This is a genomic window from Spiroplasma endosymbiont of Melanargia galathea (genome assembly GCF_964031075.1).
GTDB classification, from domain to species: Bacteria; Bacillota_I; Bacilli_A; order Mycoplasmatales; family Mycoplasmataceae; genus Spiroplasma_A; species Spiroplasma_A apis.
Genome location: NZ_OZ035000.1, coordinates 229,110 through 249,626 on the forward strand (window position 1 = coordinate 229,110; position 20,517 = coordinate 249,626).

Consider the following 20,517-nt stretch of genomic DNA (forward strand, 5'->3'; position numbering starts at 1 on the left):
TACAAGTGACTAATCGTCTTTTTCTTATTTACATCAATTGTTGTTACTCTGTTTTGCATTTTTATGTTAGTTTCGTATATATAAAACTTCAAAAACAACCAATTTCTACCATAATATTTCAGAAAAAGGTTGCTTTTTTTTATCTCTTAATAAAATTTCCAAGAAAGGAGAATTAAATAAATAAATTTCCAAGAAAGGAGAGACACTGATGAATACGGTATCTAAAAAACTACAAAAGGTTCCTAGGCAAAAAAAAGAGAAAGACAGTAAGAATCTTAATAAGGCCGGGAATACATTTTGAAATAATTTATTAACAAAACTACAGGGGTTAGGTAAATCCCTAATGTATCCAATTGCATTACTTCCATTTGCTGCCTTACTTAATAGATTTGGGTCTTTGGGTATGGAACTAAATGCAAATAGTCAAGGGAATGTGGGTTGATGATTTGGTTTCATAATACAAAAACCAGGTGTAACAATTTTTGATCAACTTCCATTAATTTTTGCTATTGGAACTGCTTTTGGTTTATCAAAAGACCAAAGGGGGGAAGCGGCATTAGTTGGTGCAGCATTTTATCTAATTATTGTTGCATTTTTGATAGAAGGAGGGTTGCCTTCACTATTTTACAAAAACACTTTAACTTTCGATGTTCATAGTCTTGATAAGGAGGGTCATCTGCAAGTAACAAAAAGTTTATCTGAATTATTTTATGTACCAAATTGAGGTAGGTTAGAAGGTTATGACGGCCTTTACCGAACAGGTGGAACTTATATATTAAATATAGGTGTACTTGGGGGGATTGTTGCTGGTTGTCTTTCTGCATACTCATACAATAAATTTAGAAATATCAAATTACCCCAATCACTAGCATTTTTTGGAGGTCGTAGATTTGTACCTATGATTGTGATGGTTGCCTCTATTCCAGTAGCATTCTCATTTGCTATCATTTGACCTTGATTCCAATATGGGTTAGTGTCATTTGGTAAAGCTATTTCAAATGATGCATTCGCTATACCGGGAGCATTTTTCTACGCATTTATCAATAGATTAGTTCAACCAACTGGACTACATCACATTATCAACACATTCCTATGATTCCAAATGCCAATAGATGGTCATTTGGTTGATTTTAGTGGTAAGTTCATAGTTTATAATGATATATTTTTAGAAAATCATGAAATAAATAGCGAGTATTTATTTAAATTAGGAGCATTGATAAATAAAACTATTACAACCGAGAATTATCAAGAATTCATATCTGTAAGAGATCAAGCTCTCCCATCAGGTATGTTAAGTAATAGTAATGGATCTTACACAATTTTTGGAGATATTAATGCTTTCCAAAAATCCATGGTTTCAGGTAACTTCCAAACAGGTTACTTCCCTATGTTCTGAGGTGGATTACCTGGTGCTGCTTTAGCGATGATATATTGTGCTAAGAAAGAGAAACGTAAAGAGACTGCAACCTTTTTAATTGGTGTAGCCACTGTTGCTGCTCTAACTGGTATTGACGAACCGTTGATATTTGCGTTCATATTTGTAGGACCAATTCTATGAGTTGTTAATGCACTATTTACTTCAATATTTGCTGCAATAGCAATAGCAATGCATATGCATATCGGATTTGGTTTCTCTGGTGGATTTATCGATTATGTAATCTCCTTTGCAAACTCATGAGGAATGAGTAAATACGAAGGAAATGTAAACGGGGCATTTTATGGTGTTATCTCTAACCCGTTATGGATGTTTGCGTTAGCTGGATTGGCTTTCCCAACATACTTCTTTACTTTCTCATTTATAATCAAAAAAATGAACATTATGACACCTGGTCGTGAAAACAGTTCAAATAATGGAGAAGTTATTAATCAAAAACCGATTAGCAAAGAAACTAAGTCGGATAAATACAGTAATATGGCTAAAAAAATAGTTGATATTATAGGTATAGATAACATAAAAAAAGTGGATAATTGTGCAACAAGACTTCGATTTGAAGTTATTGATAATAAGACCAACATTGACGATAAGCTTTTTAAAGAAGCTGGATGTTATGGTGTTAAAAGGCTCGGCAACTCTAATCTACAAGTGATAATTGGCACCGATGTTGAACATGTAGCAGATATTATTCACGATTTAACAGGAAAATAAAAAGGACTTTAAGCACAACATATGTTGTGTTTTTTTATAAGCTAACAAAATAATCAATAACAAACTACTACTATATAACACTAAGTGATATAATGGTTTTGTTAGACAAAAGGAGAATAATAATATATGAAAATTTATAACTTAAAAGACAAAATGAAGCGCACAAAAGTTATTACTACAGTTGGACCATCAGTTCATACTAAAGAGGCAATTAAAGAACTTTACTATAAAGGTATGACTACAATACGTTTAAACTTCTCACATGCTGATTTTTCAGAACATGGTGAAAGATTTGAATGAGTTAAGGAGTTAAGAAAAGAACATAAACTTCCAATCTCAATTCTATTAGATACAAAAGGACCTGAAATCCGTGTTGGTAAAATGAAAGATGGAAAACAAGAAATTAAAGCAGGAACAGAAGTAACTGTTTATACAAACCCAGAAGACTTTAAAACAAGGGAATGTGGACCTACTGAGTTACAAATGTCTTATGATATGTCACAAGATGTTAAAGTGGGAGATGTTGTTTTAGTAGACGACGGGAAACTTACTATGCACGTTACAGATGTAAAACCTGGATTAGTGATGTGTAAAGCATTTAATAATCACGTTGTAAAAACAAACAAACGTGTTAACCTTCCGGGTGTTGATTTCACTCTTCCTTTCTTGGCTGAAAAAGACTATAACGATATCAAATTTGGTATTGAAAATAATATAGATTATATTGCAGCCTCATTCGTTAATACTGCTGATAATGTAAAAGAAATCAGAAATATTTTAAAAGAAAATAACGCAGAGCATATTCAAATTATTTCAAAAATAGAATCACAAATTGGAATTGATAATATTGATTCAATTATTGATGCAAGTGATGGAATAATGATCGCTCGTGGTGATCTAGGTTTAGAAATTCCTTATTATGAAGTTCCATTCCAAGAAAAAAGAATAATCAGAAAATGTCGTGAAAAAGGTAAACTAGTAATAGTTGCAACACAAATGTTAGAATCTATGACTGATAATCCTCAACCAACAAGAGCAGAAGTAACAGATGTTTATTATGCAACCGAATTAGGTTCAGATGCAACAATGTTAAGTGGTGAATCAGCTAATGGTGATTATCCATTCATAACAACTGAAACTATGTCTACTATTAATAAACGCGCAGAAATTGAATTTTATACAAAATTATATTATGAAAAACAATTAGAAAATGCTAGAAATACTACAAGTGGTAAACGTGCTGATATTGCAAACCAATTAGCTAATACTACTATGGATGGTAAATATGAGTACGCAGTTGTAGCATCAAGAACAGGTGAGTTACTAAAAACTATCTCTAAATTCAGACCAAATGTTACAATTTTGGGTGTAACAGATGATGAAAAATTATGAACATCATTCGGAGTATGACACTCAATATTTATGAGTAAAGTAGAAAACTTCGATGATTTCCTAAATGATGAAAAAGCAGTGTCTGAGATTGCAAAATCTTGAGGTGCAAAATCTGGGGAAAAAATTCTTTTCGTTAGAAATGAAAACATTAAAGAAATCTCAGTCTTATAATATAAAAACCTATAAAAAACTCTTTTAAAAAAAGAGTTTTTTTATTATTCTTGGAAAATTTTTTTACCAGTATTTGTCTAATAGATTGCTATTTTAGTATTATTTGATACTTTAATTTTGCTTGGCACTTTGGCAAGTATGGAAAGGAATTTTTATGGAGAATTGATTTACACATTTTGGAACAGAATTATTAGGAACTTGTTTCTTAATTTTATTGGGCAATGGAGTAGTAGCCAATGTTATTTTAAGGGATACTAAAGGTAACAAAGGTGGATTTATAGCTATAACAACGGGTTGAGCATTAGCTGTTGCATTAGCTGCAACAATTTCATCAGCTCTTGGTGGAGCAGCACATTTAAATCCAGCTGTAACGATTGCTGTTTTGACTAATGGATGAAAGGAAAATGTTGGGGATTTTTGTTTACTACCAATATTTCTAATTGGTCAATTAATTGGAGCAATATTAGGGCAAGTAATTATTGATATATTTTATATTAAACATATTTTACACACAGCAGCAAGTGGGGAAGGTGCTAATGTACTAGGAATGCACTGTACAGCACCAACTTATCGCAACGTAGCACTTAACTTTTTTGCAGAGTTTGTAGGAACCGTTGTTCTTATTGTTGCTATATTATCCATTAAAAAATTTTATTCTAATGCTGGATGAATGGGTCCATTGTTTGTTGGATTAACTGTATTTGGTATTGGATTATCTTTAGGGGGAACAACTGGGTATGCCATAAACCCTGTAAGAGACATAGTACCAAGAATAGTTCACCAACTATTACCTATTAAAAACAAAGCGAGCTCAGATTGAAGTTATTCTTGAATACCTGTAATAGCACCGTTGGCAAGTGGGTTAGTAGTTGGAGCAGCATTTTTGATTTAAAAAATCACGTTAGATTGGATTACATATGGAAAAGTTCGAATATGATATTTGTATCATAGGCGCTGGAATAATAGGTGCCTCAGTAGCAAGAGAATTATCGAAATATAAATTAAATATTATTGTCCTTGAGTCAAATCCCAGTTATGCAATGGAGACATCAGAAGGAAATTCTGGTTTAATACATGGTGGTTTCGATGCTAAAACAGGAAAACTAAATGCATCTTTGAATATACTCGGTAAGGAAAGGTATAATGACTGATTTAGAGAGTTGGATTTTAGTCACAAGAATATAAATTCCTTAGTATTAGCTTTCAATGATAATGAGGTAGAACATTTGAATATTTTGTATAACAGAGGGATAGATAATGGTTTAAACTCAAAAGAAATGCAAATCATTAATCAAAATAAAATCTTAGAAATGGAGCCAAATATAAATAAAGATGTGAAAAAAGCTTTATTATGTAATAGTTCAGTGGTAATTGATCCAGTTGAACTAACAGGAGTTTTATTAAAAAACGCCATTAGAAATGGAGTTAAAGTTAAATTTAACAGTAAAGTTACTCATATTTCTAAAAGTGAAGATCGTTTTGAAGTTTCATTTAATGAGGAAACTGTTTCTGCAAAAAGGGTCATTAATTGTGCTGGACACTATGCGGATGTAATCTCTAAGATGGCAGGATTTGATGATTTTACTTTAAATACAAGAAGGGGCGAATATTTGGTTTTAGAGAAGTCTGTGAATAATAATGTGAATAATGTTTTATTTATGGTTCCAACAATCCACGGTAAAGGTGTTCTCGTAGCCCCTACACTGAAGGGAAAAATACTAGTTGGACCAACAGCTGAAGAAAATGTTTCAAAAGAGGAGACAAGAGTGATAACACCAGAGAAGGAACAAGAAATAATAAAAATCGGTAAACAAATATTACCTAATTTAGATATTAAGTTAACTAGTCTTCGCTTTTCTGGATCACGACCTATCTATTTAAAGACAGATGATTTTTATATCAATTACGCATCAAAGGATAAAAACTTTATTAATATCGCAGGTATTAAGAGCCCTGGAATATCTTGTGCTCCGTCAATTGCTGACTATGTAATAAATCTCTTGAAACCACTTCTAAAAATGGAAATAAACCCTAATTATCAACCAAATGAGAAAAACATATTTTATAAATAAAGATAAAATAATTAGGAAGGAATGCACGAAATGGAAGATTATATTGTAACACTAGACGAGGGGACAACAAGTGCAAGAACACTTGTTGTCAATAAAAAAGGGGAAATAGTTTCCTCAAATCAGAAAGAATTGTCTCAGTTTTATCCAAACGAGGGATGAGTTGAACAAGACCCTGTTGAGATTTGAAATACTCAACGTACAACACTAATAGGAGCCTTAAATGCAAGCGATATAAGTCCAGAACAAATAAAAGCGATTGGAATCACTAACCAAAGAGAAACAGTTATAGTATGAGACAAAGAGACTGGAAATCCTATTTATAATGCAATTATTTGACAGGATCGAAGAACCGATGCCTTTTGTATTGATTTAGAAAAAACACATAAAGAATTTATTAAGGAAAAAACAGGTTTAGTGGTGGATGCTTATTTCTCAGCTAGTAAAGTGAAATGAATTTTAGATAATGTTAAGGGAGCAAAAGAGAAAGCAAAAAACGGAAAACTTTATTTTGGTAATGTTAATACATGATTGATATGGAGATTAACTGGAGGAGAAGCATTTGTAACAGACCACACTAATGCTTCAAGAACAATGTTATATAACATCAATACTCATGATTGAGACGATGATTTATTAAAATTATTTCAAATTCCAAAATCAATGCTACCAACAATTAAAAGCAATAGCGAAGTTTATGGTTATACATTTTTTGGCCTACTCTCAAAAATGTCTGATTGTAAAATACCAATTAGCTCTTCTATTGGAGATCAACAATCTGCACTATTTGGGCAAATTTGTTTAGAACCAGGTGAGATAAAAGCTACATATGGAACCGGTGCTTTCATTTTAATGAATACTGGTACTAGTAAAGTTCAGTCAAAAAACGGTCTTTTAACAACTATCGCATATAATATCGGGAAAAACTTCGTTTATGGACTTGAGGGGTCTGTAATGATGGCTGGAGCAACACTACAATGATTAAGAGATGAACTAAGAATTATTTATAAAACCCAATTGAGCGAATGATACGCAGAGCAAGTGAATGACGATAGACAAGTTTATTTTGTACCAAGTTTCTCAGGTCTAGGTTCACCATATTGAGATCCATATTCAAGGGGTGCTATTTTTGGACTCGATAGAGGTGTAACTAAAGAACATATTATAAAAGCAGGTTTAGAATCAATTGCTTTTCAAACCAACGATGTTTTTGATGCTATGGCTGAAGACTCAGGGTTAGAAATTAAAAATGTAAAAGTTGATGGTGGGGCCGCTAAAAATAATTATTTAATAAAATTTCAATCAAATATTAGTGAAACAACCATAATTAGACCCAAAAACATAGAGACAACAGCCATGGGTGCGGCTTTCTTATCTGGATTAGCTGTTGGTTTTTGAACTAGTATTGAGGAAATAAAAAGTATTTGAGCAACAGATACCAAGATTAATGCTGATACTAACTTCAACAAGGATAAATATCTAAGGGGATGGAAAGAGGCGGTTTCAAGAACAAGAAACTGACTTAAGGATACAAAATAATTCTTAGTCCATTTTTGGGATAAATAAAAAATAAAAAAAACTATAACTTTATCTATTTTCCTATATACTTATAAAGTATTTAAATAAATACCTTTTTAAGTTGAGAATGTTACGTAGATATTACCGTTTAAAAAGATGTATAAATGGCAGGAGGTAATATGTATGGGATTTGATCGTGATAATAGAAGAAGCAATGACCGTCCAAGATTTAATAATAATGGTAGATCTGGTGGCGGAAGTAACGGCCCAAGTAATGGTAGAATTGAAAATTTTGAAAAACCATTAATGGAACTATTGAAGTCAATAGATGAAAAATTAGAAGCAATTCTAAACAAATAGTTTACTAAAAAAATGTTGTTAATCAACATTTTTTTATTTTTTTAAAAATATTTTAAGGTTTTAAAAAAATCTCTAAATTCACACTTTTTGTGTTATAAATAAATTGAAATAAAAAGTACTATATGAGTTGAGTTACCAATGTTTATCTCTCTAATTCAGTAGGTGTATTTTTATTAATAAATTATCAAGTTACAAAGGCTGGTTAAATAAACGTTTAATTATGCTCTCAAGACTTTTTATTTCACAATTAATAAAATAAACATATCAATTAAATTGTTTATCGCTTATTTGTTCTTATTTAAAACAAGTTTAAAAAAACAAAATATTAATTGATAGTTTTCGTAAAATATTCTTGCACCAAGAAACCTATTTGATAGCTTTCTATAAGTTTTGAACATATTTTAATGAATTGTGAACAAAATAAACTTGTAACTGAATGATAGTTACATTAAGTTTCTATCATGTTATTTCGTTAACTAAGAAACTCTTCAAATAATTGCTATATTATCATAATCGATTAATTTAGCTTAAATGTTATTTGCATTAATTTCAATATTTCATAATTTAATTATCTAAAGTATTTCTAAAATACTATGGTGCTGGTGATTATCAATTACTAATATTAATAAATTAAAAAACTATTATTTTTTATAAATAAACAAACAACATATTTTTAGATAATGTTTAGATACTATTAATCAACTTTTCTTGTTAAACATGAATATTTATTTGATAAATTTTTATACTTTCTATAATTATCGATAATTGTTCAAATTTTCTCTTCTTTTAAATAGTCATATAATTAACGGAATATTTCCTTCTGCTAATGGCTCCAATAAATTTCATAATAGATCGTATATCTTTACATAAAACATCTAAATTTATTAAATTTCCGTGTTTAACAGAAATTTTATTTAAAAAACATGTTTTTTCTAATATTAGAAAGAATGTTGAGTATATGCAATAAGGATATAACATATTGATGCTATGTACTTTATTCATCATTATTGCTTTCGTAATACTTGAAAACCTATCATAATAAAAAAAATATAATGAGTAAACATAATTGCTAACTTCATCAAAAAAGTAAAATATATTTTATAAATTTAAATACAATGTTTAAGTAGTTCTGTGACCTATAAGTTCTACTTTCATCAATATAAAATATAAATTTAATCAAAGACACATAAATTAAATAATACTTTTTTGCTATAGTATAACTATAATCAATAATTTTAAAATAAAAAAATTTCTTATATAAGGAATTTTTTTATTTTATTAGTTATTATTTATATAGAGAAATGGAGATAAAAATGAAAGATAATGTAATATACAATGCTGGCAGTATGTTTACTGAAGCTCAATGAAATCAAAGAAAGATGGAGGGGAAGAAATTAAGAGAAATGTTTCCTAGTTTTGAAATTCATAATCCTGTTGATTTCGATTCAAATCAAGTAGAAAGACCAACGAATACATTTATTTTTGAACAAGATTATAATGGTCTTACTGATTCTAAATTTGTAATCTTTGAAATAGATGGTTGGGATTCTGGTACTCATATGGAATTTGGTTTAATGGTAGAACAAGCAATAAACAACCCAAATAAGTACCTTTTACCAATAGTTTCTGATTTTAGAGTGAAACAAGGAATACTCGAGGGTGAATTTCCAGGATTTGGCATAAATGAAATGTTTAGTGGTGCATTTCATTATGAAAAACTTAATAAGGGAGATGTACCTCAAATGATAGTTTGCGAGTCTCATGAAAAGGCTAGGGAAGCAATTAAAGCTATATGTGATAATGACACTAAAAACTTTAGGGATAGATTTGATATAAAAGATATTTACAAAAAAAATAACTAATAAAAAACCTACATAAATTATAAAAAGTATGACCTCACACTCTTATGAAGTGTGGGTTTTTTGTTTTAAATAATTTTTTAAATGGTGATAAACTCAAAAAAATGATAATATTCTAAATTTGAGTACTGTAATCTATTTTTCAATAAATAGAAAAACCGTAAAACAATAAACTTATATCAATTGTTAATAAATAATTATGCGTTTGGTATCTATAATTAAAAATTGTGTTCACAAAAAAAATACTAAAACCATCTATTATAGAAAAATATCAAAGAAACTAGTATAAAAGATATTCATAAAGATGAGATCAACAAAAAACTATTCTAAACACATATTTGAAACCATATATTGATTATAACTGTGTGCTTCAAAATTAACAACTAGAGATAAGAAATTAGTTACGTTATAATTATCTTAAAAAGGTATAAAATTACAACTATTATAGAAATGACGATTTGAATGTAGGTATCAAAAAAATTTTAATAAAATATTATTCTAGTTATTTATTCGCAAGGAATATATTTAAATGCAAAAAACTTATGGAAAATTATACAAAGACCTAAAGCGACAAACGTACCCAAGCTGATACAAATTTTATCTAATACTAGAACAAAAAAGCAACTAGTTAAAATTTTATTTAGCAAATTAATAGTATTGATCGCTCGGGTGTAGAATTGCCCACCCACTATGTGAACTTATAAGAGTAATTATTAACTACACTATTATTATCCTTGAAAATTGGAAAAATCTTTTTTATTATTAAGTTTTTTTAAATATAATTAACCTTTCAGAAAGTTAATTTTTAACTAATATCGGGTGGAGATAACTTAATTCCTTAATAAAGTATTTTTGATGTATAATTCTTGTGTAGAGATTTTATTTAGGTTTCTTAAGTTCTAAATAAAAAAAATATTTTTAAAAAGGAGTAACTAATGAAAATTACATTATTGGACGGACAAGTAAAGAGTTACAGTGAACCAAAAACAGTTTTAGAAATTGCTAATGACATAGCTATTAGTTTAGGAAAGAAATGTCTAGGAGCACTAATTAATGACAAAGAAGTTGTTCCAGCACAAGCAAAAATAAAAAGAGATTGTAAGCTAGAAATAATAACTGAGAGACACGAACTATTTGAACAAGTAGTAAACTACACAGCAAAACTAGCAACAAGTCTAGCTCTGAAGTTTTGCTTCCCAAAAGGTAGTGCGGTCCCACAAGATGAAAAGTCTTCTGAGTATGAATTCTATGCATTCTTTGATTACCAAGAAGGACTTAAATTAGAAGACCTGAAAAGAGTAGAAGACAAAGTAAATGAAATAATAAAAGATTCACCTGAAATAATATTTGGAAAATATACTAAAGATGAATACATTAATATTTTGAGAAACATGGGTGTGAAGGAAGACTACATTCAAGCTACAATCGAAGAAGACAAAAAGAAATATATCGATTTTGCAATTGGTGAACTTTACAATGTTCCATTTTTATCAAGATTTGCAACTCTTACAAACGTAGGTCAATTATTTAAAGTAAGTTTGACTAATTTAACTGGTTCTTACTTTCAAGGTAATTCTAATAATCAAATGATATATAAAATTCACGGAGTTACTGCCGTTAATGAAACAGAATTTAATAGAAAAATTAATGCTTTGGAAGAAATCAAAACCAGAGACCACAAATATATTGCTAAAAATTTAGAAATATACAATTTGGATCCTATAATTGGACAAGGACTACCAATTTGACTTCCAAATGGAACAGTTTTAAAACAGGAGATTAAAAAATTCTTAATGGAAAAAGAATTTGAATATGATTTTATTCAAATTGAAACACCTGTGATTGGTACTAGTGATTTGTATAAAAAATCAGGTCATTGAGATCATTATCGAAATGATATGTTTGCACCAATGCAGTTACCTAAAGAAGAAATGGTTTTGAAACCAATGAGTTGTCCACATCATATTAGTGTCTACAATTATAAACAAAGAAGTTATCGTGACTTACCTTTAAGATTTGCCGAACATGCTTTACAACATCGATATGAATCATCTGGAAGTTTAACTGGATTGGAAAGAGTAAGAGCAATGGAGTTAACTGATTCACATATATTTGCTCGTCCAGATCAAGTTAAAGATGAGTTCGTAAGATGTTTTAATTTGATTCAAGAAGTGTTGGCAACTTTTGATATAAAAGTTGATTACTTATCTTTATCTTTAAGAGATCCAAAAGATAAAGAAAAGTATTTTAATGATGACAAAATGTGAAATGAAGCTGAATCTCAATTAGAAGATGTTCTAAAGGAATTAAAGTTAGATTATAAAAAGATGATAGGTGAAGCGGCCTTTTATGGTCCTAAACTTGATATTCAAGCTAGAACGGCTCTTGGTCATGAAATAACTGTATCAACTATTCAATTAGACTTTTTATTACCTCAAAAGTTTGACTTGTCTTATGTTGGGTTCAAGGGTGACTTATTAAGACCTATAATGATTCATAGGGGTTTAATAGGAACTTATGAAAGATTTATTTCGGTATTATTAGAGCAAACAATGGGAGTATTACCATTGTGATGTTCACCTGTTCAAGTAGAAATAATACCTGTATTGGCAACAAAAAATTCAAATTATGCAGAAAAGGTTAGAGATAAACTGAAAAACAATTTAATTAGAACGCACATAGACAACAGAGATGAAAGATTAAGTTATAAAATAAGAGATGCACAAATTAAAAAAATACCATACCAATTAGTGTTAGGTGATAATGAAGAAAAAGATAATACAGTTACATACCGTGAATATAGTAGTAGTGAACAAATAACTATACAATTAGAAGAGTTCATTAATTTATTAAATTCAAAAATCAAAGATAAGACATATGGTTAGTAAGGAAAATATGGATACAAAAGAAAAAAAGATAAGAGCTGAAATAGAAGAGTTGAAAAAACTCGATTATAGTCTTTTAGATGAAACAGAGAGTTTTATGCTTAATGGGTTATTAAACGGCTTTATATCTTCAATTAATAAAATCCGTGTAACGTTTTACAAACAAGTCTTGTTGGGAATCTTGAGCGGTATTATTCTTGGTTTTGGTTATACAGCATGTATTGTTGCAAGTAATTCTTTACCTCAATTTTTAAAAGAGTCTGGTCTAGGAAATATATTAATGGGACTTATTTTTCCAGGGTGCATAATTTTGATAACGTTCTTAGGCGGTGGTTTATTTACATCACACGTTGTATCTACAATACCATGACTAAAGAAGGCGGTAACAACAAAAGAATATTTAAATGGTATTTTTGGAGTACTAATAGGAAACCTACTGGGTACATTGATTTTCGTTATTGTTTTCTTAATTGGTGGAGGTCTGCTCCTAAAAATCGGGTCGAATAGTAGTTCTGTATCCTTTATGGATGCTGCTTATGAAAGTGGTATAAATAAGTTATACGAATTGAGCTCATTTGTAAAATCGAACTCAAATAATTACACAAGTAAGATGATTTTCTTAAGTGTCCTTTACTCATTTGGTGGAGCAATCCTTTGTAACATAATGGTTTCTTCAACATTACAATTAACTAACTCAACTAAAAATCACGCTGCAGTATTCTTACTTATGATATTTCCAATTTTCTTTTTTGTTATTTCTGGATATCAACATGGTCCGGCCAACACTTTTTTCTTTTGGATAATAATTGCACGCAATATTTTCAATCCAGAAAACTCTCATGGAACAGAAATAATTTTATTTCTTTTTGTAAGTTTGATCCCCACTTTATTTGGAAATTGGGTTGGGGGTTCATTTGTAATACCGGGTATTCTAAGTTTAGTTAATAAAAAATATACAAACTTATTGTTTAAAAAAGAAAGAATCACATTATTGAAAAATAAATTATCAAATAACAAAAACAACAAACATTCAATCAACTAGTTTTAACTAGTTTTTTTATTAATAAATTATGATTAATATTTCAAAATATTTTTAATAGACGTGAAAGGAATAAAGTTTCTATATTCTTTTGTAATATTTTTTTAAGATATTTTGTGAACATATTTAATTCAATAATTTATAAATTCTCATTAATACTACTTAATTTTAAGAAAGTAATTATTCAAAATATATTTAATATATAATAAAAAAAGAATTAATGCATTTGAGTTCAAAATGATAAGTTTATATAAACACGAGAGTTTTATATAGGAGTACAGTTAACAAATTTACTTATATGTGTTAAATTAAAATAATATTAAATTAATATATCAATATTCAATAATTATAGAATGCGAGAGCCAAAATATGTCTAATAAAAAAGACTCTTTACCATTTACGGAGAAAAGAAAACAAAAAAAGAAAATTAAAATGCCTACATCATTCACTATAATTTTTATGGTTTTAGTAGCACTTATGCTTATATCTTGAATATTACATTATAGTGGGGTTACAACAACAGTAGAAAACTCTAGTGAACCTAGCCAAAAGGTAAGAATAGCTGCAATTGGTATTGTAGATCTTTTTGTTTCTATATTCGAAGGTTTCAAAGATAAAATTAGTATCATTGTTTTTATATTTTCAATTGGAGCTTTTATCTATGTCGTTATGAAGTCTAAATCATTAGATGCATTAACACAAACTATAGCTTGAAAATTTAAGAATAAAATAATATGAGCGATACCTATTATTGTTACTTTTTTAAGTTTCTTGGGTTCAACTTATGGATTAGCAGAGGAAGCGATTGGGTTTCACATGGTAATTATTCCTTTGATGCTTGCTGCGGGATTTGATAAATTTACAGCTATAAATACAGTATTACTTGGTGGAGGTATTGGACCAATGCTTGCAACATTTGATCCATTCCTGATTTTTGCAGCTGTTGATGCTTCTAACGGAAATGGACCAGAAATAGTTTCGCAAACGGATGGTTTAATTTTTAGATTATTAGCTTTTGTTATTGTTACAGCTTTTACTTGCTCATATATTATGATTTATGCTAACAAAGTTCATAAGGACCCAACTAAGTCATATACATTTTCAACTTTGGAAGAAGACAAAGTGTTCTATTTGAGCGAGCAAACAGAACCAGTAAAATTAACAAAAAAAAGAATATGAATAAATATCATATTTTTACTAACTTTTTTCATAATGATATCTTATTTATTTGCTTGGGATAAAATTCTAGGTTATCCAAAAGATACCGGACCTTTAAAAGACTTTGGAGATTGAATAAATAATAACATGCCATTTTTAGCTAGTTTTGTACCAGGTCTTGGAGTTGGAGATATGGAACATGTAGCAGCTTTTTTCTTAATATCATCTTTAATTATCTCTTTTCTAATATGAGAAGATGAAGAAACAATGGTAAAAGATTTATTGAATGGTGTAAAGGATATGGTTGGTGTAGCTTTTATTATTGGAGTAGCAGGAGCTATAACAGTCTTACTTAAAAAATCTTATATGAGTAATCTATTGAGCGATGGTATTAATTTAGTAGGTGGGAATATTAATCCCTTTGTATTTATAATCATAACATTCTTATTATTTCTGCCTATATCATTGGCAATACCTTCCACAACGGCATTCGCAACAGCTATTTTCCCAAATTGAGGGAAATTAGCTTCTAAAGTTACTACAGGAACAGGTGTTTCTATGGTGAGTGGTAGCATAACTGCATTTGCATTCGCAAATGGATTTTGTAATATGATTTCTCCTGCTTCAGGAATCGTTGTTGGTGCGGCACAAGTGGGTAGAATGGACTATGCGTCTCTTGTCAAAGGTAATCTTAAATTCTATGCAATTTTATTTATCTTATTATTTATCTTGCTTTTGATAGGAACATCATTCAATTATATTAACGAAACCGTATTTTTTTAAAACTTGTAAAAGTTTTTTTTATTTTCCAAAAAATAAGAAATAATTAATAAATTTATATTTTTATTTTTATATTTATATATATAAATATAAATTGGTAATAATTATAAAATAAGTAATAATGAGTGAATTTAGAAATTAATCTAACACTGATTCTTACTTTACAACTTGTTTCTTGAATAATTAATATTATTTGTTATATTATTATAAAAAGAGGTTAATTATGAAGAAGTTATATATTATATTTTCAACATTATTTTTATCAACCCCGATTATTATTTCTTCTGCCAATTCAGTTTCCTGCACTGAAACTTATTCTTCCAAAATTAAAGATATATTGGAGTTCGATAGAGAAAATATAACTAAAAAAAACGAATACAAGATAGAATATAATTTTGAAAATAAATTTGATTTATCTAAGGATACCTATTTTACTTCAAATGAAATTTTAAATATTGTTCGTAAATCTTTAATTTTATTCAAAGAATACAGAGTATTTTGAAATGCTTTCTTAAATAAAACAGACGGTGATGGAAATTCTAGGTTTTCTAAATGAGTTACTTATTTGTTAATGGATTATTCGTCATATGGTGTATCTAAAGTTATGAACTATGAATCAGAAGTTAATTTTTTAACTTATTTAGAAGATTTTATTTTAGAACCATCATTTCAACTTTTAACCGCTGCATTTGCGGTTCTTAGAAAAAATTTAAATATCATTTCAAGTTGTTATGAAAGCGTAATGAATAAAAATAAAGAGGATTTCCAATCCTATGATTTTACAAATTCAGAACTATATGAAATTGATAATTTGATAAAAGTAATAAAAGTAGGACAGTTTGTGCCGTTTTTTAAAGTTATTTATTTAAAAGTAGTCAAATCTATGGGTGCAAGCAATACACAAATCAAGTTCGACGAAAACCTTTATAACTATATAAATGTAGGTAATTTGGATATGAATGATTTATTAAAAAAATACGATATAGATCGTAATTCTCTTGATTGCATTAAATGTAAATGTAATAAAAGTATCAAGTACTTAGAAAGATTTAATGTATATTCAACTAATTCTCTTTATTTTTATGATATCGAGGCAATTAAAAAAGATTGATACCATGATTAATTAATAGAAGGGAGATATTAAATAATGGATCGATATGTCAAATATCCCAAGGTTAGCTATGTTTATGGAACGATAAACAAACTTGAAAAGAATATTAAAAAAAACAAAGTCGAGCTTAGAGAGACTAATGACCTCATTTTAGATAAAAAACATGACTTAAGAAGTATCAAAAGCAGATTCACAAAAATAAAAAAAGATAAACTGAAAGAGATACAAGATGAGTTTAATGTGCAATTATTAAATGCAAAATATCAAAAACAAAATATCAAAAAAATGTTTTTAGATTACGAGATAAAAAAAGCCAAATTAATCAAAGAGTACCAAGAGAAAATTATAAATCGTTCAAACACATTAACAAATGAAATAAACTCTATTACATCCGCAAATAAGTCTTTAAAAGATAAAAATAAAGAGATGAAATTGAAACTTAAAGCGAGTAAACGTTTATTGAAAGAATACTGAAACGAAACCAAAGCTGAACGAGAGGTTAATGAAAAAGAATTGTTAGAATCTCTTCGTGAAAGCAAGAAAAGCTCAAAAGATAATATTTTAAAGTTCAAACTTGAGTTTAAAGAACAATATAAAAACTTAATAGATGAGTTCAAAGCAAATAATCCGGAATTAAAATTAAGTTGATGAAAGATCCGTAAGTTCGCTTCAAAAAGAGTCTCGAATTTTAAAAGTGAGGCCGAAGAAAGTCTATATGACCTAACCGTAAAAATTAATACTCTTAAAATAGTTCTTCGAAATAAAACTTTATTCCAAAAATCAAAAATTAACAATATCAAATTAGAATTGAGATACAACAAAGGAAAAACTGGGGCTATTACATTTAAAACTTTTGTTGATAAGACTACATTATTTTCTGGAAAAATCTCAAATTGAAAGATACTTGTAGCACTTAGAAATGGTTTTTTTTCTTTAATGCCCTTAGTTATAATAGGTGCTTTATTTATATTGATTAATAACATTTTGCTAAGCGCATCTAATGGTGGTTTATTTAGTCTATTTTCATTATCGATAGACCAACTTCAAGTTTTGAAAAATTTACAAGATATTGGTAACAATATTTGAAATGGTACCTATGCATTCTTTGCGTTTATGTTAGCAGGTTCAATTGCCTATCATCTTGCGCCATTTTATAAGGTTAATCAATGATCTAGTGCTGTTGTTGGTATGGGATCATTTCTAGCAATGAATCCATTATTTGTTAAAGATTTATCTAGTTTCGGTACTACTGGTATGTTCACTTCTATAGTGGTTTCTATTTTGTCAACTATCATTTTTGGAAAGATATCAAAGAATAAGAAATTAAAAATAAAAATGCCAAAATCTGTTCCCGAGGGTGTTTCTAAGTCATTTAACGTATTGATTCCGTATGCTTTTACAATGATGACATTTGGTTTTACAGCATTTGTAATTACTCAAGTGGGTATCTTTGTTGGACCTGTTTATGTAATTCAAGGTAAACCCCCAATATCATTTTCGACAATAAATGAATTGATTGTAATTTTGATACAAAAACCATTAGTCCATGCAGTATCTGGTCTTGGAGGTATGATAGTTATCGTTCTTTTATGACAAGTGTTGTGATTCTTAGGGATACATGCTGGTGGAGTTTTATCACCAATAATTGAACCAATCCAATTAGCAGGTATAAGTGAAAATCAGAATGCCGTTGCCTCTGGAGGTATTCCTTCTTATGTTTTTACAAACCCATTCATGAATAATTTTATTCATATTGGTGGAACCGGTGGAACTTTCGGTCTTATATTAGCAATTTTTATTTTTTCAAAAAGAGTGGATTATCGTTTTATGGCTAAAGTAACGCTTGTGCCATCGATATTTTGTGTGAACGAACCTCTGTTATTTGGTTTACCAGTCGTTTTAAATCCTGTTTTATTTATACCATTCATTTTGGCGCCATTATTAGCTGGTTTAATTGCATATATATCTACTGTGACAGGTATTATGAATTATTCTTCGGTAATTGTTCCGTGAACAACACCACCAGTTTTAGGTGGCTTGTTAACAACCAAAGACTTATGAGGTGCTGTTGTAGCTTTTATTAATATAGGAGTATTGTTTGGAGTATACTCTCCATTTGTTATCTTAGCTAACCTTGTTGAAAAAAAATCAGTTTTAAATAAATTTGGTTCACTTGAATCTCGAAAAGTAATAATACCAGATAGAAAAAATAGGGAATATTCATAAATAGGAAATAGGAGTACATAATATGAAAAAAGTTTTATTAGCTTGCACAGCTGGAATGAGTACTTCGATTCTTTTAAAAAAGGTCGAAGATGCTGCTTATGATAGTGATTATAAAATCGATATTAAAGCAACTTCGGTTGATGAAGCTAAAATTATTGGAGAAAATTATGATTTGATACTATTAGGTCCACAGGTTAGTTATGAAAAAGAAGCTTTAAAAAAAATATTAACCTCACCAGTTTTTGTTATAGATGCAGAAACTTACTCTATTGGAAGTGGAGAAAAAATAATAAACTTAATTATAAATACAATTGGAAAATAATTATAAAATCTCTTGAATAAAGAGATTTTTTTCTTGTTAAAATTAGTTTATGAAAGAGGTTACATATGAAAAGAAGGTTAGGTATATCAATTTATCCTGAACAATCATCTTTTGAAGAAGATAAACAATATTTAGAAAGAGCAAAAGAGTATGGTTTTGAAGTATTATTTACAAGTGTCCTTCACTTTGCTAATGACGAGGAATTTAATAATAAAGCCCAAAAAGTTTTGAGAAGTTTAAAATATGCTAAGTCACTTGGCTTTTATACAATATTAGATGTTGAATATAAATCAATGAGACTTCTCAATTTACAAATGGATAATTTAGGAAAGTGCAAACATTATGGAATTGACTGTTTGAGATTAGATTCTCCTAGTCTACCGTTTGAAATTGCAACAGTAACACATAACAATGAACATATCGATATACAACTAAATATGTCAAATAACGATCATTTGATAGATAATGTTTTAGATTTTCAACCAGTTAAAAGTAGGATAAGTGGTTGCCATAATTTTTATCCTATGAAATTTACAGGACTTCCTTTTGAGTTCTTTAAAAAAGCGAATAAGAAATTTTTAAAACATGGTTTAGAAACAGCTGCTTTTGTTGGTAGTCATTTTGGTAAGATGACAACTGCTTTTGATTGTAAAGAATTACCAACCTTAGAAGAACAAAGAGACCTAAGTATAAAGGAACAAGCCAAAATTTTATTTTATAGCAATCAGATTGATACTGTATTGATTGGTAATGCTTATGCATCTGAAAAAGAACTAAAAGAATTAAGTTCACTTGAACGTTACGAAATTACTTTTGATTTAAAAATACTAACAAATATATCAGAAGTTGAAAAAGGAGTTCTAAACTTTGAACACTTTCGAAGAGGAGATATTAATGAATACTTTATAAGATCAACTTTTAGCAGAGTAAAATATAAAGACTCGTCAATTGAACCAAATAATCTCAATAAGTTGTACACATACGGTGATGTTGTAATTGTAAACAACAATGATAAAAAATATAAAGGTGAACTTCACATAATACTCAAGGATAACTTAGAAGACACTGAAAATAAATATAATTATATAGGAAGGATCAAAGAATCGGAATTTAGGTTATTTGACTTTATCAAACCTTGAAGCCATTTTAGATTTTCGAGTGAGGAATTATAATGATAATATTAGCAAAATTAACTACTAATCAAGCATGAATTATTTTAGCTATTGGAATTGGTTTGCTAGTACTTGGATTACTAGCAACTTTTTTCTTTGTCTGATTCAAAAGAAGAAAAAAAGAAGAAAAAGATACATTTAAAACCTTAACTAGTAAACAATCCTTTTTTAGGTTTTGACAATATTATGGAATAGTTATTGTTATGTTAGTTGGATATGTTGGTTCATTAGTTACATTGGGGATAGCAATTGGAGAATTTATAGGATAATAGTATAGAAAATATTCCAAAAAAAGCAAGAAAAAAACGA

General features: G+C 28.8%; 15 protein-coding genes. All 15 read left to right on the forward strand.

What is annotated here, in order from left to right; genetic code table 4:
* Positions 1–208: 208 nt before the first annotated feature.
* The 15 genes from AAHM92_RS01060 (at position 209) to AAHM92_RS01130 (ending at position 20,477) form a co-directional block, all read left to right on the forward strand.
* Positions 209–2,146, forward strand: coding sequence for a PTS transporter subunit EIIC (locus AAHM92_RS01060; RefSeq protein WP_500222660.1), 1,938 nt, complete (start codon positions 209–211; stop codon positions 2,144–2,146).
* Positions 2,147–2,272: 126 nt separating this feature from the next.
* The gene (gene pyk / locus AAHM92_RS01065; RefSeq protein ID WP_500222661.1) at positions 2,273–3,709 is read left to right on the forward strand and encodes a pyruvate kinase; all 1,437 of its coding nucleotides are present in this window, start codon (positions 2,273–2,275) and stop codon (positions 3,707–3,709) included.
* Positions 3,710–3,863: 154 nt separating this feature from the next.
* Positions 3,864–4,601, forward strand: a complete 738-nt coding sequence (locus AAHM92_RS01070) for an MIP/aquaporin family protein (RefSeq protein ID WP_023788972.1) — start codon at positions 3,864–3,866, stop codon at positions 4,599–4,601.
* A gap of 25 nt (positions 4,602–4,626) precedes the next feature.
* The gene (gene glpO / locus AAHM92_RS01075; RefSeq protein ID WP_500222663.1) at positions 4,627–5,781 is read left to right on the forward strand and encodes a type 2 glycerol-3-phosphate oxidase; all 1,155 of its coding nucleotides are present in this window, start codon (positions 4,627–4,629) and stop codon (positions 5,779–5,781) included.
* Positions 5,782–5,811: 30 nt separating this feature from the next.
* A complete protein-coding gene (gene glpK, locus AAHM92_RS01080) occupies positions 5,812–7,317 on the forward strand; it encodes a glycerol kinase GlpK (RefSeq protein ID WP_500222665.1) in 1,506 nt (501 codons plus the stop codon).
* A 162-nt stretch (positions 7,318–7,479) separates the two neighbouring features.
* Positions 7,480–7,656, forward strand: coding sequence for a hypothetical protein (locus AAHM92_RS01085; RefSeq protein WP_023788975.1), 177 nt, complete (start codon positions 7,480–7,482; stop codon positions 7,654–7,656).
* Positions 7,657–8,969: 1,313 nt separating this feature from the next.
* Complete coding sequence (locus AAHM92_RS01090; RefSeq protein WP_023788976.1) at positions 8,970–9,518, forward strand: nucleoside 2-deoxyribosyltransferase; 549 nt, start codon at positions 8,970–8,972, stop codon at positions 9,516–9,518.
* 932 nt (positions 9,519–10,450) lie between these two features.
* Positions 10,451–12,400, forward strand: a complete 1,950-nt coding sequence (gene thrS, locus AAHM92_RS01095; protein ID WP_023788981.1) for a threonine--tRNA ligase — start codon at positions 10,451–10,453, stop codon at positions 12,398–12,400.
* Complete coding sequence (locus AAHM92_RS01100; protein WP_500222666.1) at positions 12,393–13,442, forward strand: formate/nitrite transporter family protein; 1,050 nt, start codon at positions 12,393–12,395, stop codon at positions 13,440–13,442. Before thrS ends, AAHM92_RS01100 begins: the two co-directional genes overlap by 8 nt.
* A 366-nt stretch (positions 13,443–13,808) precedes the next feature.
* Complete coding sequence (locus AAHM92_RS01105; protein WP_500222668.1) at positions 13,809–15,380, forward strand: YfcC family protein; 1,572 nt, start codon at positions 13,809–13,811, stop codon at positions 15,378–15,380.
* A 220-nt stretch (positions 15,381–15,600) separates the two neighbouring features.
* On the forward strand, positions 15,601–16,500 hold the full coding sequence (locus AAHM92_RS01110; RefSeq protein ID WP_500222669.1) for a hypothetical protein: 900 nt from the start codon (positions 15,601–15,603) through the stop codon (positions 16,498–16,500).
* Positions 16,501–16,524: 24 nt separating this feature from the next.
* Complete coding sequence (locus tag AAHM92_RS01115) at positions 16,525–18,714, forward strand: PTS sugar transporter subunit IIC (RefSeq protein ID WP_500222670.1); 2,190 nt, start codon at positions 16,525–16,527, stop codon at positions 18,712–18,714.
* Between the two features lie 22 nt (positions 18,715–18,736).
* Entirely contained in the window at positions 18,737–19,036 is a 300-nt protein-coding gene (locus AAHM92_RS01120) for a PTS sugar transporter subunit IIB (RefSeq protein ID WP_500222671.1), read from the forward strand.
* A 65-nt stretch (positions 19,037–19,101) separates the two neighbouring features.
* Positions 19,102–20,208: a DUF871 domain-containing protein gene (locus AAHM92_RS01125; RefSeq protein WP_500222673.1), complete on the forward strand. Its 1,107-nt coding sequence runs from the start codon at positions 19,102–19,104 to the stop codon at positions 20,206–20,208.
* Complete coding sequence (locus AAHM92_RS01130) at positions 20,208–20,477, forward strand: hypothetical protein (RefSeq protein ID WP_500222674.1); 270 nt, start codon at positions 20,208–20,210, stop codon at positions 20,475–20,477. The genes AAHM92_RS01125 and AAHM92_RS01130 overlap by 1 nt, the downstream gene beginning before the upstream one ends.
* Positions 20,478–20,517: the final 40 nt, after the last annotated feature.